Below are 23180 nucleotides of genomic sequence, written 5' to 3'. Positions count from 1 at the left end.
TCCTAAGCTCACACTGACAACGCGCGTAGTCAAACCTGCCAGGGCCGCCGACCGGAAAGTGCGCCAGTGAGTCAAGATACGTCCGAGGTACCCGTCGCTGCCAGCGAATCCGCCCCCGTGGCCAGCGGATGTCCGGTGTCATCCGGCGGCTACGACGGCCCGCCGCCCCTGGGTCCCGACTCGCTGACCTGGAAGCTGTTCGGCGACTGGCGCGGTCTGCTGCAGGGGCCGTGGGCGGGGTCGATGCAGAACATGCATCCCCAGCTCGGCGCCGCCGTGCAAGAGCACTCGATCTTCTTCCTCGAGCGGCTGCCCCGCCTGCTGCGCTCGCTGTACCCGATCGGCGGCGTGGTGTTCGACGGCGACCGCGCGCCGCAGACCGGTGCCGAGGTCCGCGACTACCACATCGGCATCAAGGGCGTCGACGATCAGGGGCGCCGCTACAGCGCGCTGAACCCGGACGTCTTCTACTGGGCGCACTCGACGTTCTTCATGGGCACGATCCTGACCGCCGAGCGGTTCGGCGACGGACTCACCGAGGACGAGAAGCGTCAATTGTTCGACGAGCACATCACCTGGTACCGGATGTACGGGATGAGCATGCGGCCCGTCCCGAAGACCTGGGAGGAATTCCAGGAGTACTGGGACCACATGTGCCGCAACGTCCTCGAGAACAACTGGGCGGCCCGCGAAGTCCTCGACCTGTCGACGATGCCGAAACATCCGTCGCTGCAGTGGGTTCCGGACTGGATGTGGAAGCTGCACCTCAAGGTGCTGGGACCGTTCGCGGTGTGGGTGACCGTCGGCCTCTACGACCCGCCGGTGCGGGAGCTGATGGGCTACAGCTGGTCTCGCCGTGACGAGCGGCTGCACTGGCTGTTCGGCAGGGCCGTCAACGTGGTGTTCAAACTGCTGCCCGAACGCAGGCGCTACCACCCCCGTGCCCGGTCGGCGTGGGACCGCGAGGCCGGCCGGTTGCCCGCCGACCACCCGCTGGTGCACACGCCCGCGCGCAACCTGCCGCCGGTCGAGTACCGCGACAGCCCGATGCACTACAGCCCCAAGGTCTGACCGATTCCGTTGACTCTGCGCCCAGGGCGCGGATTTCGCCCGGATCGCGCCCTGGGCGCAGAGTCAGCGAACCTCACCGGCGGGTCCCGGCGATTGTGAGGCGTTGTTAGCCGCGGGGGTACTGCGGCGCAATCGGTGCGCAATCGCGACCGCGTTTCCTCGGTGCATGACCACGATCTACGAGCAGATCGGCGGCGCCGAGGCACTCGAGGGCGTCGTCGAGGAGTTCTACCGCCGCGTGCTGGCCGACGAGGAGCTCGCGGGCTTCTTCGCGGGCACGAACATGTCGCGGCTCAAGGGCAAGCAGGTGGAGTTCTTCGCCGCCGCGCTCGGTGGGCCCGAGCCCTACTCCGGGGCACCGATGCGGCAGGTGCATCAGGGGCGCGGAATCACCGTGCATCACTTCACGCTGGTCGCGCGGCATCTCACCGACACACTCACCGCGGCCGGTGTCCCCGAACCCCTCGTCAGCCAGATCATCGCGGCGATCGCGCCGCTGGCCGACGACATCGCCACCCCGCGCAGCGCGTGATGGTGCCTCAAGCCGCTTCGACTGCGACCCTTGCCCTCTGCTGCCTGCGCTGGCGTTCGGCGGCGGCCAGGTAGAACGCCCAGGCCGCGGCCGAACTGGCGAACAGGATGAACCCGATGTAGAGCCAGGCGTGGTTGATCCCGCGCCTGCGGCCGTCGACGATCGCCCACACCGGGAAGATCAGCACGCTCATGATCGTGTAGTCCTGGCTGGCCGAACTGGCCGCCGGATTGTCGTAGCCGAGTGCGATGAACTCCGACCAGCTGCCGGGGCCCCACACGAAGTTGTGCAGACCGTCCGCCGGCGCGTACTGCGCGACGTACTGGTTGTTGAAGTAGTAGCCGAGCGCCACCGAGGCGATGCCGACGACGTAGTAGAAGGCTTCGAGCGCCGAGATCTGCGCGCCCGCGGGCACACGTGAGTAGATGTGCGGGTTGGTCCGGATCAGGAGGCCGACGACCACCAGACCCAGAATCCCGTGGAGCAGGAGCGAGACCATAGCCGGAGTCTCGTGACCCGCCGAAGTTTTGTCAATATTGACATAACTGGCGTGCGGTACGTTGCCTGGCATGGCCCGGCCCGCCCACACCGCGCGCAGCGAGCGCACCCGCGAGGCGCTGCGGCAGGCGGCGCTGGTGCGGTTCCTCGCCCAGGGGGTCGAGGAGACGTCGGCCGAACAGATCGCCGCGGACGCCGGGGTGTCGCTGCGGACCTTCTACCGGCACTTCGCCTCGAAACACGACCTGCTGTTCGCCGACTACGACGCCGGCCTGCAGTGGTTCCGGACGGCGCTGGCGAAGCGGTCCGCCGACGAATCGCTCATCGAGGCCGTGCACGCCGCGATCATGGCGTCGCCGTACGACGATGCCGCGCTGCCCAAGATCGCGATGCTGCGCGCCCAGGAGCTCGACCCGGGCCGCGTCGCGCGCCACATCCGCCAGGTCGAGGCCGAATTCGCCGAGGCGATCGAGGAACACCTCACCCGCGACGAGGCGCCCGAACCCGGCAGCGACGCGCGGATGCGGATGACCGTCACCGCGCGCTGTATCGCCGCGGCGGTGTTCGGGGCGATGGAGGTCTGGATGCTCGGCGGTGGGCGGTCGCTGCCGGAGCTGGCGCGGCTGACCCGCGAGGCGCTCGACACCGTCGCGGGCGGGGTCGGCGACCTCTGAGGTTCCGGAAGTTTCGTCAATATTGACAAAACTCGGCGCGGCGTGCCAGCCTCAGGCATGGCGGACTTCGATGCAATCGTCATCGGCGCGGGCCACAACGGGTTGACCGCGGCGACGCTGCTGCAACGCGCGGGGCTGCGCACCCTGTGCCTCGACGCCAAGCGCTACGCCGGCGGAATGGCCTCCACCGTCGAGCTTTTCGACGGCTTCCGCTTCGAGATCGCCGGCTCGGTGCAGATCCCGACCGCGGCGGCGGTGAGCCGGGAACTCGGCCTCGACAGCCTGCCCACGGTCGACCTCGATGTGATGTCGGTGTCGCTGCGCGGCGTCGGCGACGAACCCGTCGTCTACTACACCGACCCGGTCAAGCTGCTGACCCACCTCAACGAGGTGCACGGCGCCGATGCCGTCAACGGAATGGCCGGGCTGATGGCGTGGTGCCAGGCGCCGACGCGGGCGCTGGGCCGGTTCGAGGCCGGTGTGCCGCCGAAGTCGATCGACGAGATGTATGCCTGCGCGACAAACGAATTCGAGCGGTCGGCGATCACGGACCTGTTGTTCGCCTCGGTCACCGACGTGCTCGACCGTTACCTGCCCGACCGGGAGAAGCACGGCGCGCTGCGCGGCATGCTGTCACTGCTCGCGGTCAACACCACCTACCGCGGACCCGAGACCCCCGGCACGGCCGCGGCCCTGGCATACGGTTTCGCCGTTCCGGACGAGAAGGCACTGCTGGTCAAGAAACTGCGCGGCGGTATCGGCGCGCTGACCGAACATCTGCGGGAGCAGTTCACCTCCACCGGTGGTGAGGTGCGGCTGCGCGCGCGGGTGGACGAGATCACCGTGTCCGACGGCCGCGTCACCGGCGTGCGCCTCGACGACGGGTCGACGATCGCCGCGCCCGTCGTCGTCTCGTCGGTCGCCCCGGACCTCACGGTCAACGGGATGATCGACCCCGCCGCGCTGCCTGCCGATGTGCGGCAACGATTCTCACGTATTGACCACCGCGGTAGCTATCTGCAAATGCACTTCGCGCTCGACGGTGTACCGGAGTTCGCCGAACCCTACGGACTGCTCAACGATCCGGCCATGCAGTCCAACATCGGCATCTTCAGCACCCCCGAGGAACTGCAGCAGCAGTGGGAGGATTCGCGGCGGGGTATCGTGCCCGCCGATCCCGCGATCGCCCTGCAGATCCCGTCGGTCAACGATCCGGGGCTCGCGCCCGAGGGTAAGCATGCCGCGTCAGCGTTCTCGCTGTGGTTCCCGATCCCCGATGACGGCCACCCGGCGAGCTACGGTGAGATGAAGGCCGAGATGGGGCGGCGGGTGATCGAGAAGATTGCCCGGCTGGCACCGGTTTTCGACGACCGGATCCTCCGGCACACCACCTTCACGCCCAAACACATGGGCACGATGTTCGGTGCCCCCGGCGGCGACTACTGCCACGGCCTGTTGCACCCCGACCAGATCGGCCCCAACCGTCCCGGGCCGAAAGGTTATGTTGATCAACCCATCCCGATCGACGGGCTGTACCTCGGCAGTGCGGGCTGTCACGGCGGGCCCGGGATCACGTTCGTGCCGGGGTACAACGCCGCCACTCAGGCGCTCGCCGACCGTTGACTCTGCGGTGAGGGCGGGAGAATCGCCGAATCCGCGCCCTCCGCGCAGAGTCAACGGATCAGGGGACGAACTCGGCGAGGGCAGGCGCGACGGCGGCGGTCAATGCTTCCCGCCCGCCCACCGCGCGCATCGCCACCGCGGCCGGGTTGGGCAACGCGACGCTCTACCGGAACTTCCCGACCCGCGACCTGCTGGCCGCGGTCATCGAGGACACCGTGTGCGAACTGCTCGCCGACTCCGCGGGTCCGAGCGCGATCTGCCCGCCGAGGAGGCGCTGCGCGAGCGACTCTCTCGACTCGCGTGGGGGGCTGCGGTGGTGAAACGACCCGCCGACGTGCATCGCGTCCGCCTACGACGACAAGGCGCCGCCGGTGCAGACCGTGTGCGCGCGCCTGACCGCGCGCACGGAAGGACTTCCTCGACCGGCGACGGCGTGAGCGCTCGCCGAGACTGCGGGGAGATCGTGAGAACCTGCCAAACCGCGATCTGTGCGCAGTCTCGGCGGGAGAAGTTGGTGCCCCCACCAGGGCTCGAACCTGGGACCTGCGGATTAAAAGTCCGTAGCTCTACCAACTGAGCTATAGGGGCGCGGTGCACCACAATACTGGGTCCGCACCGGGTGCGGTGCCGACCCTCGTTTTGGATATGGGCTGTGCGTGTCCTAAGCTATCGAAGCTCCCAACGGAAGCGTTGACGAGTACCCCGGAGGAATTCGGATTAGGCCCCCATCGTCTAGTGGCCTAGGACGCCGCCCTTTCACGGCGGTAGCACGGGTTCGAATCCCGTTGGGGGTACGCGACGTGGAAGCACGGAGCACACAGTAAGGCCCTGTGGCGCAGTTGGTTAGCGCGCCGCCCTGTCACGGCGGAGGTCGCGGGTTCGAGTCCCGTCAGGGTCGCCATCACGGCGAGGCAGAGGTTCTCAACGAGCCGGTGCCTTCCGGCCAGGTAGCTCAGTTGGTACGAGCGTCCGCCTGAAAAGCGGAAGGTCGCCGGTTCGATCCCGGCCCTGGCCACCAGGACAGTGGAAGCCCCCCCAGATTCTTCTTCCCAGTCAATTTCCGGCTCGGGGTCGTACGATGCTCGCTGACATGACCGCGACATCCCTGGCCCCCGGTGCGGTGGAAGACAAGAACAACTTCCGCAAGCGACTGCTCGACGCGCTCGAGCAGTCGATCCGCGAGGACGGCTACCAGAAGACGACCGTCGCCGACATCGTGCGGCGCGCCCGCACCTCGCGGCGCACCTTCTACGAACACTTCGAGGGCCGCGAGGCCTGTTTCCTCGCCCTGCTCGCCGAGGCCTACGCCGACCAGGTACAGCAGATCTCGGCCGCGGTCGACCCCGGTTCCCCGTGGCGGATACAGGTGCGCCAGGCCGTCGAGGCGTGGATCTCCTCGGCCGAGGCGCGTTCGGCGCTGATGCACAGCGCCACCCGCGACCTGCCCGCGCTCGGACCCGCCGCCCACGATCTGCAGCGCGAGGTGATGGAGAACTTCATCGCGATGGTGCAGGCGCTCGGCGACAGCGACCAGTTCCACTCCGCAGGCATCGGGCCGGTCTCGCGGCAACGCGTGGTCATGCTGCTCGGCGGTCTGCGGGAACTCACTGCGATCACCGTCGAGGACGGCGGCGCGATGAGCGACATCACCGACGAGGCCGTCGCCGCCTCGATCGCGCTGCTGCGCCCCGACCCGGCCTGACCCGTCTCACACCCCGACCGCGCGCTCGAGCTCCTTCAACGAGTCCTCGAGGTGGGCCAACAGCCGCTGCAGATGGGGCACGCTGCCGCGCGCGCCGACCAGACCGAAGTCCAGGTTGTCGGCATTGTTGGTCATCGTGATGTTCAGCGCCTGCCCGTCAAGGGCGATCGAGAACGGGTAGTTGCCGTTCAGGCGCGCGCCGTGCCAAAACATCGGCGTCTGGTTGCCCGGCACGTTCGAGATCACGATGTTGAACGGCGGGGGAGCGGTCGAGACGAAGCCCGGCACCGCCCCGAGGCCGAGCGGGGCGATCATCGACGCCGACAGCGCCAGTTGCTGCACCCGCGGCAGCTGGCTGAACACCTGCTTGTTGCGGCGCATCGAGAGGCTGATCGTGTCGAGGCGGCGGGCCGGATCGGGGTCGTCGGTGGCCAGGTTGCACAGCACCACGCCGGTCTTGTTGCCACCCGAATCCTGCTCTTCCTCGGTGCGCAGGCTGACGGGCACCATCGCGATGAGCGGCGCGTCCGGCAGCGCCTGCTGTTCGGTGAGGTAGGTGCGCAGCGCGCCGGCGCACATCGCCAGGATGACGTCGTTGACCGTCGCGCCGGTGGCCTGTTTGACCGACCGGATGCGCTCCAGCGGCCAGGACTGCGCGGCCACCCGTCGGGCCCCGCCGATCGGCACGTTGAACATCGTGCGCGGCGCCGCGAACGGCAGCTGGAGTTGCTGTTCGAGTAGCGCCGCGCGGGCCAGTCCGAGAGTCGACGGCGCCAGCGCGGCAACGGATCCCACGCGGTCGGTGACGTTGCGCAGCAGCGACTTCGATTCCGGTTCGACGTTTCGGCGCCTCGAAGGCAGATTCCACGGCACGCGGACCTCGGTGTCGTCGGCGTCCTTCGACAGCGTGCGCTGGGTCAGCTTGAGCGCCGACACCCCGTCGATGAGCGCGTGGTGGAATTTGACGTACACCGCGAACCGGCCGTCGGCGAGCCCCTCGACCAGATGCGCCTCCCACAGCGGTCGGTGCCGGTCGAGCAGGGTGCCGTGCCAGCGGGAGGTCAGCTCCAGCAGTTCACGCACCCGCCCCGGCGTCGGCAGCGCCGACCGGCGCAGGTGGTAGTCGAGATCGACGTCGTCGTCGACGGTCCACGTCAGGTTGGCGACGCCGCCGAGCACGGTCCCCGGGTGTTTGCGGAAGGTCTCACCGAAGTCGTTCTGCGCCACCATCGCCTGGTGGATCTCGCGCAGGATCTCCGCACCCGAGACGCCCTCGGGCGGTTCGAACAGCTGCAACCCGCCGACGTGCATCGGATGCTCCCGCGACTCGGCGAGCAGGAACATGGAGTCGGTCGGGGAGATCAGCTTCATCGCAGTCCCTTCGGGATCGTGGGTCTCCCTTATATGCCCACTGGGAGCGAGCGGGCAACGTTTTGTCGATGGCAGACCGGGAACTTCACGCTCATGTCATTGCGTGTGGCGGTCACCGGGCCCACCGGGGACATCGGCATCTCGGCGATCGAGGCGCTCGAAGACCATCCCGATGTCACCGAGATCATCGGAATGGCCAGGCGTCCCTTCGATCCGAAGGAGCGCGGCTGGACGAAGACCACCTACCGGCAGGGCGACATCCTCGACCGGTCCGCGGTCGACGCGCTCGTCGCCGATGTCGACGTGGTGGTGCACCTGGCGTTCATCATCCTGGGATCGCGGGAGGAGAGCGCTCGGATCAACCTGGCGGGCACCCGCAACGTGTTCGAGGCGACGGTCGCCGCGGCACGGCCACGCCGGCTCGTCTACACCTCCTCGGTCTCCGCCTACGGCTACCACTCGGACAATCCGGTGCCGATCACCGAGGACGTGCCGCCGCGCGGGTCGTCGGAGCATTACTACTCCGAGCAGAAGGCGGCGTGCGAGGCCGCGCTGGACGAGATCACCGCGGGCTCGGACCTGGAGGTGTTCGTGCTGCGGCCGTGCATCGTGGTCGGGCCCAAGGCGCCCGCACTGGCCGATGCGATGCCGTGGAATCAGCTACCCGGCCCGGTCCGCCGGGTGACCCAGGCGCTGCCGCTGCTCAAACCGCCGTTCCCGGATCCGGGCACCCCGCTGCAGCTGGTCCACCATGACGACGTCGCGTCGGCCATCGCGATCGCCGCGACCACATCGGCCCCGCCCGGCGCCTACAACATCGCCGGCGACGGCGTGCTGTCGATGTCGGATGTCGCCGAGGCGCTCGGCGCACGGCCTGTGCGAGTGCCGCGGGTGGCGGCGGTGGCGACGTCGGAGGTGGTGGCGCGGTTGCCGTTCGTACCGTCGGCGCTGGAGTGGCTGCACGCGGGCCGCACATCGGTGGTGATGGATACCTCCAAAGCCAGGCGGCAGCTCGGCTGGACGCCGAGATACACCGCCGCCGAGGCGCTTTCAGCGCTGGCGAGCACCATCCACTAACGGGTCACTGCGTGTCGTCACCGGTGTCGGCCGGTCCGCTGGGAGTCGCGCCGCCCTCGCTGGACCAGTCGACGCGGTCGCCCGCGCCCTCGCCGGGGTCGCTGACGACGTCGTCCTTGGCGTTGTCGGGGCCTTTGTCGGTTTCCGCGGTCTTCGGGTCGTTGCTCACCGGACGGTGGTACCCGGCCCCGGGCATGGGGAAACGACGTGGTCAGCGGCCGCGCAGTTGCTGTACCCAGTCCGCCGGTACCCGGCCCCGCGGGCCCGGCGTGGGTTGGTCGGGCGGGTGGGCCTGCGGGTCGGCCAGCGTGGGACCGTCGTAATAGCTGTCGGTTTCGTAGTTCCAGAACCAGTCCTCACCCGGCTCGAACGACCGGATGACCGGGTGGCCCGTCTCGCGCCAGTGCGCGGCCGCATGGCGGGCCAGGGAGTCGTCGCAGCAGCCGATGTGCCCGCACGCCGCACACCGTCGCAGATGCACCCACCATCCGCTCGCCGCTTCGCATTCGGCGCAGCCGGTTCCGCTCGGCGCTACCGCGGGGTCGATCGCCTCGGTCATACCGGGGGAGCCTACGCCGGCGTATGGTCGCGGCTGTGGCCATTCGGGAGTCCCGCGAGGTCGTGATCGAGGCGCCGGTCGAGGAGATCCTGCCGGTGATGCTCGATCTCGAGGCGCTGCCGGAATGGTCTGCCGCGCATCGCAGTTCGGAAGTGCTCGAACGCGACGAGCAGGGCAGACCGACCCGCAGCCGCGCCACGGTCACCACGGTCGGCATCACCGACGTCCAGGAGATCGCGCTCACCTACCACGACGACGGTTACGGCTGGACGCTGCTGAGCTCCACCTATCAGCGCTCCCAGGACGCGCGCTACCAACTGACCCCCGAGGGTGACCGGACCCGCGTGCGCTTCGAGGTCACCGTCGACCCGATCATGCCGATGCCGGGATTCCTGCTGCGCCGGGCCGCCAAGGGCGTCATCGACACCGCAACCCACGGTTTGCGCAAACGGGTGCTCGAGGTGCGTAAGCGGGCCAACTGATCCCGCGGCGGCATCGGTGTCGCTAGGGTCACCGCATGGCCGTCAACGATTCGCGTGAAGTCGTCATCGAAGCAACCCCCGCTCAGATCCTCGACGTCATCGCCGACGTCGAGTCGACCCCGGACTGGTCGCCGCAGTACCAGAGCGCCGAGATCCTCGAGACCCACCCCGACGGCAGGCCGCGCCGGGTGAAGATGAAGGTCAAGGCCGCCGGGATCAGCGACGAGCAGGTCGTCGAGTACACCTGGACCGACAGCTCCGCGAGCTGGACGTTGGTCAGCGCGGGTCAGCTCAAGAGCCAGGACGCCACCTACACGCTCACCCAGGACGGCACCAAGACCAAGGTGCGGTTCGAGATCACCGTCGACCCGTCGGTGCCGCTGCCCGGATTCGTCATGAAGCGCGCGATGAAGGGTGCGATGGAGACCGCCACCGACGGTTTGCGCAAACAGGTTTTGAAGGTGACGAAGAGTGGCACATAGGGTTCCATGGCCATCACCGAATCGCGGGAAGTCGTCATCGAAGCCAGTGCCGACGAGATCCTGGACGTGCTCTACGACCTCGAGTCGCTGACCGAGTGGTCCTCTGCTCACCAGGAAGTGGAGATCCTCGAACGCGACGAGGAGGGGCGGCCGAAACGGTCTCGTCAGGTGGTCAAGATAGTCGGGGTCAGTGACGAGCAGGTGCTCGACTACTCCGTCCACGACGACGGGGTGAGCTGGACGCTGGTGAGCTCGAAACAGCAACGCGCCCAGGACGGCCGGTACACCCTGACCCCGGACGGCGACAAGACCACGGTGCGGTTCGAGCTGACCGTCGACCCCACGGTGCCGCTGCCCGGATTCCTCGTGAAGAAGGGTGCCAAGGGGCTGATGGAGACGGCCACCGACGGGCTGCGCAAACGGGTGCTGAAACTCAAGAAGGGCTGAGCGAAGGTTCTTCGGCCGAACCCGTTGAAAGTCCCGCTGCGGTCGCTAGATTGAGGCATGGCCGTTCGCGCATCCCGTGAAGTGGTCTTCGAAGCCCCGCCAGAGGCCATCCTCGACGTGCTCGCCGACATCGAGGCGCTGCCGTCGTGGTCGTCGGTGTACAAGAAGGTGACCGTGCTCGACCGCCATCCCGACGGCCGGCCGCACCGGGTCAAGGCCACACTGCGGCTGATGGGCGTCACCGACAACGAGATCCTCGAATACCACTGGGGCCGGAACTGGGTGGTGTGGGACGCCGAGGACACCTTCCAGCAGCGCGGCCAGCACGTCGAGTACAACCTCACCCGCGAGGGGGACCGCACCCGCGTGCGGTTCGACGTCGTCGTCGACCCCTCGGCGCCGCTACCGCAGTTCCTCGTCAAGCGCGCCAAGCGGATCGTCCTGCACTCGGCGACGGAAGGGTTGCGCGCTCGCGTCATGGCCAAGACGCACGCTGAGTAAAAAGGAACACTGTGGGCCGGTGACGGGTTGTGCCGGACATGCCTACCGGACTCATCGTCAACATCAGCCCCGACGCGGAGAACGCGGTCGACGACGCGATCGCCCAGTCCGCCGCCGCCCACCAGCTCGGGATCGAGCGGATCTGGCTGCCGCAGCGCGTCGACTACGACGCCATCGCGCTGGCGGGTCTCATCGGTGCCGCGGTCTCCGGCCTCGGCGTCGGCACCTCGGTCGTCCCGATCAACCCACGCCACCCGCTGCTGGTCGCCTCGGCGGCGCAGACCGCCCAGGCGGCGTCCCACGGCAACTTCAGCCTCGGGCTCGGGCTCGGCGCCCGCGCCGTCGAACGTCCGGCGTTCGGCATCGACTGGCCCGACCCGGTGGGCCGGCTGCGCGAACACCTCAGCGTGCTGCGCGCGATCTTCGACACCGCGGCGGTGGACTACCACGGCGAGTACCTGTCCGCCGCACCCCAGTGGCCGGTCCGGGTGCCCGGCGGCACCCCGATCCCGATCTACGTCGCGGCCATGGGGCCGAAAGCGCTACGCGTCACCGGTGAGCTCGCCGACGGAACCATGCCGTATCTGGCGGGGCCGCGCTCGATCGCCGAGTTCATCGCACCGACCCTCGCCAAGGCGGCGGCCGAGGCGGGCAGGCCCACCCCGAAGATCGTGGCGATGGTGCCGGTGCTGGTCGACGACGACGCGGACACGGCGCGCGAAGAGGTGGCCGCCGCGCTGAGTTTCTACGAGTCGATTCCGTCGTACCAGAAGATCATCGCGCGCGAGAACGTCAGTGGGCCTGTGGAATTGGCGGCCGCGGGCCCGGCCGATGCAGTGATGCGGCAGTTGCAGCGCTACCTCGACGCCGGTGCCGACGAGGTGGTGCTCAGCCCGGTCGGGCGGTCGGACGCCGCATCGGTGGCCGCGGTGCGGGAGGTGGCGGCGTCGCTCTAACGACGCAGCACCTGCAACCGGCGGATCGCCTCGTCGAGGGTGTCGTCACGTTTACAGAATGCGAAGCGCACCAAGTGGTTCCACCGGTCGATGTGCGGTGACTCCGGATCGCAGAACGCCGACATCGGGATCGCCGCGACCCCGGCCCGCTGCGGCAGATCGGCACAGAACGTGGTGCTGTCGTCGTAGCCGAGCGGACGCGGGTCCGCGCACAGGAAGTAGGTGCCCGCACTGTCGTGCACCGCGAAGCCCAGCTCGGTCAGCGCCGTGCCGAGCCGGTCCCGTTTGGCCTGCAGCGAGTCCCGCAACTCCGTCACCCATCGGTCCTCGTGGTTGAGCGCATGGGCGACCGCGGGCTGGAACGGCGCCCCGCCGACATAGGTGAGGTACTGCTTGGCCGCACGCACCCCGGCGATGAGATCGGCAGGGCCACACGCCCAGCCGACCTTCCAGCCGGTCACGTTGAACATCTTGGCCGCGCTGGAGAGCGTGACCGTGCGTTCGGCCATCCCGGGATACGCCGCCAGCGGCAGGTGTCTGCGCCCGTCGAAGACCAGATGTTCGTAGACCTCGTCGGTGAAGATGAGCAGATCGTGTGCGACGGCCAGTTCGGCGATCGCGGTGAGTTCGGCGTCGGAGGCCACCATGCCGGTCGGGTTGTGCGGGGTGTTGACGAACAGCGCCCTGGTGCGGGGCGTGATCGCAGCGCGCAGCCCCTCGACATCGATCGCGAAACCGCGGCCGTGTTCGGTCATCGGGACCGCGACGCGGTGGCAGCCGGCCATCGCGATCACCGGCGAGTAGGAGTCGTAGAACGGTTCGATGAGCAGCACCTCGGAGCCCGGCTCGACCAGACCGAGCACCGCCGCGGCGATCGCTTCGGTGGCGCCGTTGGTCACCAGCACCTCGGTGTCCGGGTCGTAGTCGACGCCGTGGATCCGTTTGCGTTGCGCGGCAATGGCTTCCCGCAGCGGTGCGATGCCCAGGCCGGGCGGGTACTGGTTCACCCCGTCGGCGATCGCGGCGCGGGCCGCGTCGAGCATCGAGGCCGGGCCGTCCTCGTCGGGGAACCCCTGCCCGAGATTCACCGCGCCGATGCGCGTGGCCAGCGCCGACATCTCGGCGAACACCGTGACCGCGTACGGCCGCAACCTCGACACCGTCATGGCTTCGAGCGTAACGACGGGAATGAAACCGGCGCGCGTGGCGTCTGCACCCGACGTGGCTTTCAAATTCGATGACAACGCGACCCTGCTGACTCCGCTGATGGTCGGCGACACGTTCGCGGGCAACCGGGTGTTCATGGCACCGCTGACCAGGTCCCGCGCACAGGACGACGCGACCCCGTCGCCGCTGGCCGCTCAGTACTACAGCCAGCGGGCGTCGGCGGGCATCGTCATCACCGAGGCCACCGCCGTCTCCGCCGTCGGCAACGGCGCCTACGTCAACACCCCGGGCATCTACACCGACCGCCACCAGCAGAAGTGGGCACAGGTCGCCGCGGCGGTGCACGACGCGGGTGGCCGCATCTTCATGCAGTTGTGGCACGTCGGCCGGATGGGCCACCCCGACATCAGCGGTCTGCAGCCGGTCGCGCCGTCGGCGGTGGCCGCGGACATGTCCGCCCACACCCCGGCGGGGAAGCAGCCGCTGGAGGTGCCGCGGGCGCTCGAGACCGACGAGATCCCCCAGGTCGTCGCCGACTTCCGCGCCGCCGCCCGCCGGGCCGTCGACGCCGGGATGGACGGGGTGGAGATCCACGGCGCCAACGGCTACCTGCTGCACCAGTTCCAGTCCGACGTCGTCAACCAACGCACCGACGCCTACGGCGGTTCACCGCAGAACCGCGCGAGGCTGACCGCCGAGGTCGTGGAAGCCGTCGTCGACGAGATCGGGGCCGGCCGCGTCGGGCTGCGCATCTCACCCGGGAACGGGGTCGGCGACGTCCGGGAGAACGATCCGGTCTCGACCTATGAGGCACTGCTCGACCGGATAGCCCCGCTGGGCCTGGCATACCTGCACGTGCTGATCGACCCGACCAAGACGACATTCGGGGCGATCCGGGCGCTGTGGTCGGGGGTGTTCGTACTGAACACCGGCCGCGAGACCGACACGGACTTCTGCCAGCTGGAGAGCTTCGCCGAATGGGGTGCGGTCAGCGCCGTCGCCGTCGGCCGGGCGTTCCTGGCCAACCCCGACCTGATCGACCGGCTGGTGCTCGGCGCGGAACTCAACGAACCCGAGGTCGCCACCTTTTACTCCCCGGGGCCGGTCGGCTACGTCGACTACCCGACGCTCGCCGAGCTGGAGGCTCCGGAGTCGGCGTGAGCAGTCACAGATTCGGGTGCTGAGCGGCCATAGCGCGCGAATCTGTGTCTGGTCGCGGCAAGATCGCGACCGGCCAACCAACAGGTTGGTTTGTGCTGTTACGCTCGCGCACATGTCTGAAGAAGCCTTCATCTACGAGGCGATCCGCACGCCTCGCGGCAAGCAACGCAACGGTTCATTGCACGAGGTCAAGCCGCTGAACCTGGTGACCGGCCTGATCGACGAAATCCGTCGTCGCCACCCCGACCTGGACGAGACGCTGATCAGCGACGTCGTCCTCGGCGTCGTCTCGCCGGTCGGCGATCAGGGCGGCGACATCGCACGTACCGCGGTGCTGGCGGCCGGGCTGCCCGACACCACCGGTGGCGTGCAGCTCAACCGGTTCTGCGCCTCGGGGCTGGAGGCGGTCAACACCGCCGCGCAGAAGGTCCGCTCCGGCTGGGACGACCTGGTGCTGGCCGGTGGCGTCGAGTCGATGAGCCGCGTTCCGATGGGCTCCGACGGCGGCGCCTGGGCCGCGGATCCGGAGACCAACTACCGGATCGGCTTCGTCCCGCAGGGCATCGGCGCCGACCTGATCGCCACCATCGAGGGCTTCTCGCGCGAAGACGTCGACGCCTACGCCGCCCGCAGCCAGGAGCGCGCCGCGGCAGCATGGTCGGGCGGGTACTTCGCCAAATCCGTGGTTCCGGTGCGCGACCAGAACGGTCTGGTCGTCCTCGACCACGACGAGCACATGCGTCCCGGCTCGACCGTCGAGAGCCTCGGCAAGCTCAAGACCGCGTTCGACGGCATCGGCGCGATGGGCGGCTTCGACGATGTGGCGCTGCAGAAGTACCACTACGTCGAGAAGATCAACCACGTCCACACCGGCGGTAACAGCTCGGGCATCGTCGACGGCGCCGCCCTGGTGCTCGTCGGCAGCGAGAAAGCCGGCACCTCGCAGGGCCTGACCCCGCGTGCCCGCATCGTGGCGACCGCCACCAGCGGCGCCGATCCGGTCATCATGCTCACCGGCCCGACGCCGGCGACCAAGAAGGTGCTCGACCGTGCGGGTCTGACCGTCGACGACATCGACCTGTTCGAGCTGAACGAGGCGTTCGCCTCGGTGGTGCTGAAGTTCCAGAAGGACCTCAACATCCCCGACGAGAAGCTCAACGTCAACGGCGGCGCCATCGCCTTCGGCCACCCGCTGGGTGCCACCGGCGCGATGATCACCGGAACCATGGTCGACGAGCTCGAGCGCCGGGGTGCCCGGCGCGCGCTGATCACGCTGTGCGTGGGCGGCGGCATGGGCGTGGCCACCATCATCGAGCGGGTCTAGGAGACAACCATGGCTGAGAACACCATCAAGTGGGAGCAGGACTCCGACGGCATCGTGACCCTCACGCTGGACGATCCGACCGGGTCGGCCAACGTGATGAACGACCACTACAAGGAGTCGATGCACAACGCCGTCGAGAAGTTGGCACGGCTTGCGGCAGACGACTCCGTCACCGGCGTCGTCATCACCAGCGCGAAGAAGACCTTCTTCGCCGGCGGTGACCTCAAGAGCATGATCAACACCGGCCCGGACGACGCGCAAGCCGTGTTCGAGAACGTCGAGTCGATCAAGGCCGACCTGCGCAAGCTCGAGACCCTCGGCAAGCCGGTCGTCGCGGCCATCAACGGCGCCGCGCTCGGCGGCGGCCTGGAGATCGCGCTGGCCACCCACCACCGCGTCGCCGCCGACGTCAAGGGCAGCGTCATCGGGCTGCCCGAGGTCACGCTGGGCCTGCTGCCCGGCGGTGGCGGCGTCACCCGCACTGTGCGGATGTTCGGCATCCAGAAGGCGTTCATGGAGGTGCTCTCGCAGGGCACCCGCTTCAAGCCCGGCAAGGCCAAGGAAATCGGCCTGGTCGACGAACTGGTCGGCAGCATCGACGAACTCGTCCCGGCTGCCAAGGCGTGGATCAAGGCGAATCCCGAGGCCCACACCCAGCCGTGGGATGCCAAGGGCTACAAGATGCCCGGCGGCACCCCGTCGAGCCCCGGTCTGGCGAGCATCCTGCCGTCGTTCCCGGCGCTGCTGAAAAAGCAGCTCAAGGGTGCGCCGATGCCGGCACCGCGGGCGATTCTCGACGCCGCCGTCGAGGGTGCGCAGGTCGACTTCGACTCGGCCAGCCGCATCGAGAGCCGCTACTTCACCAGCCTGGTGACCGGCCAGGTCGCGAAGAACATGATCCAGGCGTTCTTCCTGGATCTGCAGACGATCAACGGCGGCGGGTCGCGCCCGGACGGTATCGAGAAGCAGCAGATCAAGAAGATCGGCGTGCTCGGCGCGGGCATGATGGGCGCCGGTATCGCCTACGTGTCGGCCAAGGCCGGCTACGACGTCGTGCTCAAGGACGTCAGCCTGGAGAACGCGCAGAAGGGTAAGGCGTACTCCGAGAAGATCGAGGCCAAGGCGCTCGAGCGCGGCAAGACCACCAAGGAGAAGTCCGAGGCGCTGCTGGCCCGGATCACCCCGGCGGCCGACCCGCAGGATCTCAAGGGCGTCGACTTCGTGATCGAGGCCGTGTTCGAGAACCAGGACCTCAAACACAAGGTCTTCCAGGAGATCGAGGACATCGTCGAGCCCAACGCGCTGCTCGGCTCGAACACCTCCACGCTGCCGATCACCGGTCTGGCGACCGGCGTCAAGCGCCAGGAGGACTTCATCGGCATCCACTTCTTCTCCCCGGTCGACAAGATGCCGCTGGTCGAGATCATCAAGGGCGAGAAGACCTCCGACGAGGCGTTGGCCCGGGTGTTCGACTACACGCTGGCGATCGGCAAGACCCCGATCGTGGTCAACGACAGCCGTGGCTTCTTCACCAGCCGCGTCATCGGCACCTTCGTCAACGAGGCGCTGGCGATGCTCGGTGAGGGTGTGGAGCCGGCGAGCATCGAGCGGGCAGGCAGCATGGCCGGCTACCCGGCGCCGCCGCTGCAGCTGTCCGACGAGCTCAACCTCGAGCTCATGCAGAAGATCGCGACCGAGACCCGTAAGGCCACCGAGGCCGCGGGCGGTACGCACGATGCGCATCCGGCGGAGGCCGTCGTCAACAAGATGATCGAGATCGGCCGACCCAGCCGCTTGAAGGGTGCCGGCTTCTATGAGTACGTCGACGGGAAGCGCACCGGTCTGTGGCCGGGCCTGCGCGAGACCTTCGGGTCGGGCAAAGCGGATATCCCCCTGCAGGACATGATCGACCGCATGCTGTTCGCCGAGGCGATCGAGACGCAGAAGTGCCTCGACGAAGGGGTGCTCACCTCGACCGCCGACGCCAACATCGGTTCGATCATGGGCATCGGCTACCCGCCCTACACCGGCGGTAGCGCGCAGTACATCGTCGGCTACGAGGGCGAGCTCGGCCGCGGTAAGGAGGCGTTCGTCGCGCGGGCCAAGCAGCTGGCCGAGCGCTACGGCGACCGGTTCACCCCGCCGGAGTCGCTGACCAAGTAGTTCGCACCACCACGGACCCCCGCGACGTTTCGTCGCGGGGGTTTCGTGCCGTTCGGGGCCGAGAGATTGCGCTCAGGGTCGTGATTTCCCCACGATCACGACCCTCAATGCAATAACTCAGCCCGCGCCGCGCCGTTAGCCTGCCAGCGTGGGCTTCACCGAAACGTTCGCGGCAGGCTTCACCAGCTACGGCGCTCGGCCGTGCATCGAGTTCGAGGGCCGGTGGCACAGCGGCGACGAGGTGACGGGGTACGCGGCCGCTGTCGACGCCGCCCTGCGTGACGCGGGCGCAGGCCCGCACGCACCGATCGGCCTGGTGGTGCGCAACCGGCTGCCGCACGCCGCCGCGATCGCCGGTTCGCTCGCCGGCGGCCGGTGGGTGTCGATGATCTACTCGTTCCAGTCGCCGGAGGCCATCGCCCGCGACGTCGAACAGCTGCGGCCGGCCGCCGTCGTCGCCGACCTCGAGGACTGGACGGTGCCGGTGCTCGATGCGGTGACGCGGTGTGGCGTTGGCGGCGTTGCTCTTTCGCCGGACGGTCCGCGTGTCATGGCGAAAGGTGCGCCGGTGACGGCGGCGCCGTCGGCGGGCCTGTCGATCCTCACCTCCGGCACCACCGGCCCGCCCAAGCGGCAGGCGATCGGCGAGGCCGTCCTCGAGCGCACGGTGTTCAGCGTGACGGGTGGACTGTTCGCATCGCCCGAGGATCCGCCGGAGCTGTCCTACTGGCCGTTCGGCGGGATCGGGGTGTGCCAGTTGATCGCCGGTTTCGCGACCGGCAAGCGCATCGTGCTGCTGGAGCGCTTCAGCGTCGACGACTGGGTGCGCGCGGTGCGCACCCACCGCATCCCGCGCGCCGGGGTGCAACCGGCGGTGGTGCGGATGCTGCTCGACGCCGACGTCCCCGCCGCGGACCTGGCGTCACTGCAGTTCCTGATCAGCGCGTCGGGTCCGCTGGATCCGGCGACCCGAGACGAATTCGAACGGCACTTCGGCATCCCGATCCAATTGGCCTACGGGGCCACGGAATTCGCGGGGTCGGTGTGTGCGTGGACGCCGGATCTCGTCTTGCGCTTCGGCCCGGCCAAACGCGACAGCGTCGGCCGTCCGCTGCCCGACACCGAGGTGCGCATCGTCGACCCGGACACCGGTGCCGAGGTCCCCGCCGGACAGCAGGGTGTGCTCGAGGCGCGCATCGCGGTGCTGTCGCCGGACTGGATCCGCACCACCGACATCGCGGCGATGGACGCCGACGGGTTCGTCACCCTTCACGGCCGGGCCGACGGCGCGATCATCCGGGGTGGGTTCAAGATCCTGCCCGAGACGGTGCGCGGCCGTCTGCTCACCCACCCGGGTGTGCGGGACGCGTGCGTGGTCGGGGTGCCCGACGAGCGTCTGGGGCAGGTTCCGTTCGCGGCGGTGGAACCCGCACGCGGACAACCGGTTCCGGACAGCGACGAACTGCGCGAGTGGGTGCGCGCAGCGCTGCCGGTGCACCACGTGCCGGTCGCCGTCGTGGCGGTCGACGAACTGCCCCGGACGCCGTCGCTCAAGGTGCGGCTGCCCGACGTCGCCGCGCTCTACGACCGGGTGAACAGGTAGGAGCGGGCCGCACCCCCGGATTCGACGGTGGTGTCCTGCAGCGTCCAGTCGCCGGCGAAGCGGCGCCGCACCTCGTCGGGGTCGATGCCGGACACCCCGAACGAGCCGCCCGGGATGAACGCGTTGATCAGCAGGTGCGCGCCGGGCGCGGCGACGGCGGTGACCTCGCGGACGTAGGCGTCGCGGTCGTCGGCGGGCATCCCGTGCAGGCAGCCGTTGTCGACGATCAGGTCGAAGTCGCCCCCGAGCCCCTCGGCGGACAGCCGGGTGGCGTCGGCGCGGACGAAGCTGCCCAGCACACCCCTGGCCGCGGCCTTGGCGCGCGCCTTGCCCAGCGCCCGGTCGACGTAGTCGGCGCCGGTCACCCGCCAACCGTGCTCGGCGAGGTAGATCGCCGTGTCCCCGGTGCCGCATCCGACGTCGAGCGCGGTGCCCGGCGGGAGCGCGCGGTCGCCTTCGACGAGGTCGCGCAGCGTCGCGGCCAGCGGATGACCGTCCCACGGCGTGAAGCCGAGGCGGTAGAACACCGTGAACAACCGGTGCCGCGAGGACATCAGAATGAGCCGAGGTCCGACGACAACCAGTGCTGGGGGCGGAGGTGGATCACCACGCTCTCCCCGTGTTCGCGGCGGGCCACCTCCAGGTAGGGCTCCAGCGCCTGGGGTGGGAGGTAGCGTTTCGACACCTCGACGAGGTGGTCGTCGGTCGCGGGTTCGATGCGGCTGACCGGACCGTCGACGGCGACGTAGCGCACCGTCGGCTCGACGCGCTCGACCATCAGCGAGAAGTGGCCGGCCGCCTCGATCAGCCGGTGTTTGCGGGAGCCGGCGCCGGTGAGCACCCAGGGCTCCCCGCCGGGGAAGTACTGGTACCAGACCGGGACGGTCAGCGGTCCGCGCTCGGGCCCGGCGGTGACCGAGAGCGCGGCGACATGGGGTTCGGCGAGGAATCCTTCGCGGTCGTCTTTCGATAGGGCCATGTTCGCGAGGGTAGTGAGGGCGACCGACACTGTCCGCAAGTCGCCGAAACCCCCGCTGCCGGGTCTACAGTCTGAGGTCATGCGCTTCGGACTGTTCATTCCGCAGGGTTGGCGGCTCGATCTCGTCGGTATTCCGGTCGAGGAGCACTGGCGGGTGATGTCGGACCTGGCCGCCTACGCCGACGGCACCGCGTGGGACTCGCTGTGGGTCTACGACCACTTCCACACAGTCCCGGTCCCGACCGACGAGGCCACCCACGAGGCGTGGTCGCTGATGGCCGCCTACGCGGCGACGACGTCGCGCATCAAACTCGGCCAGATGTGCACCGCGATGAGCTACCGCAACCCGGCCTATCTGGCCAAGGTCGCCGCGACCGTCGACGTCATCTCCGGCGGCCGCGTGCAGATGGGCATCGGCGGCGGCTGGTACGAACACGAATGGCGGGCTTACGGTTACGGTTTCCCGTCGGCCGGTGAGCGGTTGGGCCGCCTCGACGAGGGGGTGCAGATCATGCGCGACGCCTGGCGCGACGGGCGGGCCACCCTCGACGGTAAGCACTATCAGATCACCGATGCGATCGTGCAGCCGAAACCGTTGCAGGACAGCGGGATCCCGCTGTGGATCGCCGGCGGCGGGGAGAAGGTCACGCTGCGGATCGCCGCCAAGTACGCCCAGTACACCAACTTCACCTCCGACCCCGAGGGGTTCGAGCACAAGTCGCAGGTGCTGGCCGACCACTGCCGCGACGTCGGCACCGACTACGACGCGATCGTGCGGTCGGCCAACTTCAACGCCGTGATCGGCGAGTCCGAGGACGATGTCGCCGCGCGGGTCGAGCGAGTGCGCGAGCGGCAGGTCGGCGTCGCCAACAAGGATGCGGTGAACGCGATGCTGTCCACCGCGACGGCGCCGGAGTCGGCGAGTGGAACGCCCGAGCAGGTCATCGAGAAGCTCACCCGCATGCGCGATCTCGGCTGCGAGTACGCGATCCTCTACTTCCCCGAGGCGGCGTACGACCGGTCGGGCATCGAGTTGTTCGAACAGCAGGTCATCCCGGCGCTGAGTTGAGGCCCCGCTACAGGAGTCGAAAGGCCTGTTCGACCACGGGTTCCCGGACAACGCCATGAGCCTGTGGTACGCGGTGGGCGGCGGATGCTCGGCTCGAGCGGGGTTTTCACCATCAACCAGGGGACGCCGAACCGCCGGTGGTCGGTTCGGTCGAGGTGGCCGAGGCCGTCACCATGAACCTCACGACGCGGCGCGACCAGGACTGGTGGATGGGCCAGCAGCGTCTGATCGCCGGCCGCAGGGCCGACATCGCCGTACCGCTGCCGTTGCCCGTGGATTCGGCGGCTTTCATCGCGTGGCGTGCGCGTCCGGGATACGATCTCGCCTGGACGGCCTACGCCAGTAGGCCAAATGCATTGCTCAGCGCCCAGTTTCGCTCTTCAGCGCGCAACGGGCAGTGAGGGGACGCAACCCGCATGACCGTGAATCTGGACGCGCGCCAGCACTCCACCTCGTTGCTCGACGGGGAGATCGTCGAGGAGTCCGAATTCGGCTCGATGCGCCGGGTCACCGCCGACACCCTGCCCATCCTGACGGGGCTGTCGATCAAGCGTCTGGTCATCAACCCGGGGGCGATGCGCACACCGCACTGGCACGCCAATGCGAACGAACTGACCTACTGCATCTCGGGGACGTCACTGGTGTCGGTGCTCGACAGCGGCAGCGAGTTCTCGTCGTTCATCGTCGGACCCGGCGAGATGTTCCACATCGACTCCGGATCGCTGCACCACATCGAGAACATCGGCGAGGAGCCCGCCGAATTCGTCCTCGCGTTCCGTCACGAGCGTCCGGAGGATTTCGGCCTCGGCGCCGCATTCGGCGCGATGACCGACGCGGTGCTGGGCAACACCTACGACCTGCCCGCCGCCGATTTCGCCGCGATCCGCCGGGACACCTCCGACCGCAGGCTGGCCGCGCGGACGGGGGACCCGGAGATCCCGGCGAACGCGTACTTCAACGATCCGCACAAGTTCGCCGTGGAGGCCCAGAACCCACCCGTGGGCAGCGCGGTCGGATCGGCCCGGCTGGCCCGGGTGCAGTTCTGGCCCGCGCTCAAGGACATGTCGATGTATTCGCTGCGCATCCGTGAAGACGGTATGCGCGAACCACATTGGCACCCGGCCACCGCGGAGATGGGTTACGTGGCCGCGGGCAGTTCCCGGATGACGGTCATGAATCCCGACGGCAGCCTCGACACCTGGTATCTGCAGCAGGGCGACATGTACTTCATTCCCCGCGCGTATCCCCACCACATCGAGGTGTTCGACGCACCCGATCTGCACTTCGCGATCTTCTTCGACCAGCCGGCGCCCGCCGACATCGGCTACCGCGCGTCGGCGAGCGCGTACTCGCGGGCGGTGCTCGCGGCGACGTTCGATGTGCACATCGACGATCTGCCGCAGTTCCCGTTCACCAACGCCGATCCGCTGATCGTCAATCGGGTGAACCCGGTCGACCCCCGATCATGATTGTCTGAAGAGGAAGTGGGAACACCGAAAGACATGGAGAAGATCTCTCTCACCGCGCTCGCCCGCGAACAACTCGAACTGGCCCGTTCGCACAACAGCGGCCGCAGCGCCCACACCGTCTACGGCGGCCACGAACACTCGCTGCGCCAGACACTGATCGCGCTGGCGGGCGGCAACAAACTCGACGAGCACGAGGCCCCCGAGGAGGCGACGCTCTACGTCGTCTCCGGCCGCGTACGCCTGGGGGACGGCACCTCGCACTGGGAGGGG

27 protein-coding genes and 4 tRNA genes are annotated in these 23180 nt (G+C 68.6%); 23 read left to right on the top strand and 8 right to left on the bottom strand.

Annotation, left to right across the window (positions count from 1 at the left end):
* Positions 1–66: 66 nt before the first annotated feature.
* The gene (locus AU194_RS17565) at positions 67–1071 is read left to right on the top strand and encodes an oxygenase MpaB family protein (protein ID WP_157576170.1); all 1005 of its coding nucleotides are present in this window, start codon (positions 67–69) and stop codon (positions 1069–1071) included.
* A 166-nt stretch (positions 1072–1237) separates the two neighbouring features.
* Complete coding sequence (locus AU194_RS17560; RefSeq protein ID WP_059090526.1) at positions 1238–1603, top strand: group 1 truncated hemoglobin; 366 nt, start codon at positions 1238–1240, stop codon at positions 1601–1603.
* Between the two features lie 7 nt (positions 1604–1610).
* Here the strand turns inward: AU194_RS17560 and AU194_RS17555 are convergent, their stop codons facing one another.
* Positions 1611–2102, bottom strand: coding sequence for a DUF2834 domain-containing protein (locus AU194_RS17555; protein ID WP_059090525.1), 492 nt, complete (start codon positions 2100–2102; stop codon positions 1611–1613).
* 70 nt (positions 2103–2172) lie between these two features.
* On the opposite strand from AU194_RS17555, the gene AU194_RS32650 reads away from it, so the two are divergent.
* The 3 genes from AU194_RS32650 (at position 2173) to AU194_RS32240 (ending at position 4718) form a co-directional block, all read left to right on the top strand.
* A complete protein-coding gene (locus AU194_RS32650; RefSeq protein ID WP_059090524.1) occupies positions 2173–2775 on the top strand; it encodes a TetR/AcrR family transcriptional regulator in 603 nt (200 codons plus the stop codon).
* Between the two features lie 57 nt (positions 2776–2832).
* Entirely contained in the window at positions 2833–4398 is a 1566-nt protein-coding gene (locus tag AU194_RS17545) for an NAD(P)/FAD-dependent oxidoreductase (RefSeq protein WP_059090523.1), read from the top strand.
* Between the two features lie 146 nt (positions 4399–4544).
* Positions 4545–4718 (top strand): hypothetical protein, encoded by a 174-nt coding sequence (locus AU194_RS32240; RefSeq protein WP_197417651.1) that lies wholly within the window; start codon positions 4545–4547, stop codon positions 4716–4718.
* Between the two features lie 192 nt (positions 4719–4910).
* Here the strand turns inward: AU194_RS32240 and AU194_RS17540 are convergent.
* Positions 4911–4986, bottom strand: a tRNA-Lys gene (locus AU194_RS17540).
* 133 nt (positions 4987–5119) lie between these two features.
* On the opposite strand from AU194_RS17540, the gene AU194_RS17535 reads away from it, so the two are divergent.
* The 4 genes from AU194_RS17535 to AU194_RS17520 all read left to right on the top strand — a co-directional run bounded on the left by AU194_RS17535 (position 5120) and on the right by AU194_RS17520 (position 6100).
* Positions 5120–5192: transfer RNA gene (locus AU194_RS17535), tRNA-Glu, on the top strand.
* A 30-nt stretch (positions 5193–5222) separates the two neighbouring features.
* Positions 5223–5299 (top strand) — tRNA-Asp (locus tag AU194_RS17530).
* A 40-nt stretch (positions 5300–5339) separates the two neighbouring features.
* Positions 5340–5416 (top strand) — tRNA-Phe (locus AU194_RS17525).
* Between the two features lie 72 nt (positions 5417–5488).
* Positions 5489–6100, top strand: a complete 612-nt coding sequence (locus AU194_RS17520; protein WP_082698700.1) for a TetR/AcrR family transcriptional regulator — start codon at positions 5489–5491, stop codon at positions 6098–6100.
* A gap of 6 nt (positions 6101–6106) precedes the next feature.
* Here the strand turns inward: AU194_RS17520 and AU194_RS17515 are convergent, their stop codons facing one another.
* A complete protein-coding gene (locus AU194_RS17515) occupies positions 6107–7471 on the bottom strand; it encodes a wax ester/triacylglycerol synthase family O-acyltransferase (RefSeq protein ID WP_059090521.1) in 1365 nt (454 codons plus the stop codon).
* Between the two features lie 93 nt (positions 7472–7564).
* Here AU194_RS17515 and AU194_RS17510 point away from each other — a divergent pair, with 93 nt between their 5' ends.
* The gene (locus AU194_RS17510; protein ID WP_059090520.1) at positions 7565–8548 is read left to right on the top strand and encodes an NAD-dependent epimerase/dehydratase family protein; all 984 of its coding nucleotides are present in this window, start codon (positions 7565–7567) and stop codon (positions 8546–8548) included.
* 4 nt (positions 8549–8552) lie between these two features.
* On the opposite strand, the gene AU194_RS17505 is transcribed toward AU194_RS17510, so the two are convergent.
* Both AU194_RS17505 and AU194_RS17500 read right to left on the bottom strand, forming a co-directional pair.
* The gene (locus AU194_RS17505; protein ID WP_369804145.1) at positions 8553–8717 is read right to left on the bottom strand and encodes a hypothetical protein; all 165 of its coding nucleotides are present in this window, start codon (positions 8715–8717) and stop codon (positions 8553–8555) included.
* A 42-nt stretch (positions 8718–8759) separates the two neighbouring features.
* Positions 8760–9107: a UBP-type zinc finger domain-containing protein gene (locus tag AU194_RS17500; protein ID WP_059090518.1), complete on the bottom strand. Its 348-nt coding sequence runs from the start codon at positions 9105–9107 to the stop codon at positions 8760–8762.
* Between the two features lie 35 nt (positions 9108–9142).
* Between AU194_RS17500 and AU194_RS17495 the strand changes: the two genes are divergently transcribed.
* The 5 genes from AU194_RS17495 to AU194_RS17475 are packed head-to-tail and all read left to right on the top strand — an operon-like array spanning position 9143 to position 11975.
* The gene (locus tag AU194_RS17495; protein ID WP_059090582.1) at positions 9143–9589 is read left to right on the top strand and encodes an SRPBCC family protein; all 447 of its coding nucleotides are present in this window, start codon (positions 9143–9145) and stop codon (positions 9587–9589) included.
* A 35-nt stretch (positions 9590–9624) separates the two neighbouring features.
* Positions 9625–10071 (top strand): SRPBCC family protein, encoded by a 447-nt coding sequence (locus tag AU194_RS17490; protein WP_059090517.1) that lies wholly within the window; start codon positions 9625–9627, stop codon positions 10069–10071.
* 6 nt (positions 10072–10077) lie between these two features.
* On the top strand, positions 10078–10518 hold the full coding sequence (locus AU194_RS17485; RefSeq protein ID WP_059090516.1) for an SRPBCC family protein: 441 nt from the start codon (positions 10078–10080) through the stop codon (positions 10516–10518).
* Between the two features lie 57 nt (positions 10519–10575).
* On the top strand, positions 10576–11019 hold the full coding sequence (locus AU194_RS17480; RefSeq protein WP_059090515.1) for an SRPBCC family protein: 444 nt from the start codon (positions 10576–10578) through the stop codon (positions 11017–11019).
* Positions 11020–11057: 38 nt separating this feature from the next.
* On the top strand, positions 11058–11975 hold the full coding sequence (locus AU194_RS17475; RefSeq protein ID WP_059090514.1) for a TIGR03564 family F420-dependent LLM class oxidoreductase: 918 nt from the start codon (positions 11058–11060) through the stop codon (positions 11973–11975).
* Here AU194_RS17475 and AU194_RS17470 read toward each other — a convergent pair.
* Positions 11972–13141: a pyridoxal phosphate-dependent aminotransferase gene (locus tag AU194_RS17470; protein WP_059090513.1), complete on the bottom strand. Its 1170-nt coding sequence runs from the start codon at positions 13139–13141 to the stop codon at positions 11972–11974. The two genes, AU194_RS17475 and AU194_RS17470, sit on opposite strands and share 4 nt — an antisense overlap.
* 55 nt (positions 13142–13196) lie before the next feature.
* Here AU194_RS17470 and AU194_RS17465 point away from each other — a divergent pair, with 55 nt between their 5' ends.
* The 4 genes from AU194_RS17465 to AU194_RS17450 all read left to right on the top strand — a co-directional run bounded on the left by AU194_RS17465 (position 13197) and on the right by AU194_RS17450 (position 19393).
* Positions 13197–14303: an alkene reductase gene (locus AU194_RS17465; protein ID WP_059090581.1), complete on the top strand. Its 1107-nt coding sequence runs from the start codon at positions 13197–13199 to the stop codon at positions 14301–14303.
* 112 nt (positions 14304–14415) lie between these two features.
* Positions 14416–15627, top strand: a complete 1212-nt coding sequence (locus AU194_RS17460) for an acetyl-CoA C-acetyltransferase (RefSeq protein ID WP_059090512.1) — start codon at positions 14416–14418, stop codon at positions 15625–15627.
* A 9-nt stretch (positions 15628–15636) separates the two neighbouring features.
* Positions 15637–17790: a 3-hydroxyacyl-CoA dehydrogenase NAD-binding domain-containing protein gene (locus AU194_RS17455; protein WP_059090511.1), complete on the top strand. Its 2154-nt coding sequence runs from the start codon at positions 15637–15639 to the stop codon at positions 17788–17790.
* Between the two features lie 148 nt (positions 17791–17938).
* A complete protein-coding gene (locus AU194_RS17450) occupies positions 17939–19393 on the top strand; it encodes a class I adenylate-forming enzyme family protein (RefSeq protein ID WP_059090510.1) in 1455 nt (484 codons plus the stop codon).
* Here the strand turns inward: AU194_RS17450 and AU194_RS17445 are convergent.
* Together AU194_RS17445 and AU194_RS17440 are read right to left on the bottom strand one after the other, a co-directional pair.
* Positions 19372–19947: a bifunctional 2-polyprenyl-6-hydroxyphenol methylase/3-demethylubiquinol 3-O-methyltransferase UbiG gene (locus tag AU194_RS17445; RefSeq protein ID WP_059090509.1), complete on the bottom strand. Its 576-nt coding sequence runs from the start codon at positions 19945–19947 to the stop codon at positions 19372–19374. The two genes, AU194_RS17450 and AU194_RS17445, sit on opposite strands and share 22 nt — an antisense overlap.
* Complete coding sequence (locus AU194_RS17440) at positions 19947–20372, bottom strand: pyridoxamine 5'-phosphate oxidase family protein (RefSeq protein ID WP_059090580.1); 426 nt, start codon at positions 20370–20372, stop codon at positions 19947–19949. Before AU194_RS17440 ends, AU194_RS17445 begins: the two co-directional genes overlap by 1 nt.
* Before the next feature lie 79 nt (positions 20373–20451).
* Here AU194_RS17440 and AU194_RS17435 point away from each other — a divergent pair, with 79 nt between their 5' ends.
* The 4 genes from AU194_RS17435 to AU194_RS17420 form a co-directional block, all read left to right on the top strand.
* A complete protein-coding gene (locus tag AU194_RS17435) occupies positions 20452–21441 on the top strand; it encodes an LLM class F420-dependent oxidoreductase (RefSeq protein WP_059090579.1) in 990 nt (329 codons plus the stop codon).
* Between the two features lie 137 nt (positions 21442–21578).
* On the top strand, positions 21579–21842 hold the full coding sequence (locus tag AU194_RS17430; protein ID WP_059090508.1) for a hypothetical protein: 264 nt from the start codon (positions 21579–21581) through the stop codon (positions 21840–21842).
* A gap of 15 nt (positions 21843–21857) precedes the next feature.
* Entirely contained in the window at positions 21858–22910 is a 1053-nt protein-coding gene (locus AU194_RS17425; protein ID WP_059090507.1) for a cupin domain-containing protein, read from the top strand.
* 33 nt (positions 22911–22943) lie between these two features.
* A partial coding sequence (locus AU194_RS17420) for a hypothetical protein (protein ID WP_059090506.1) occupies positions 22944–23180 on the top strand: 237 nt, incomplete at its 3' end.

It is taken from the genome of Mycobacterium sp. GA-2829 (assembly GCF_001499965.1).
Lineage (GTDB): Bacteria > Actinomycetota > Actinomycetes > Mycobacteriales > Mycobacteriaceae > Mycobacterium.
This window is presented reverse-complemented; position numbering and strand designations above follow the sequence as displayed.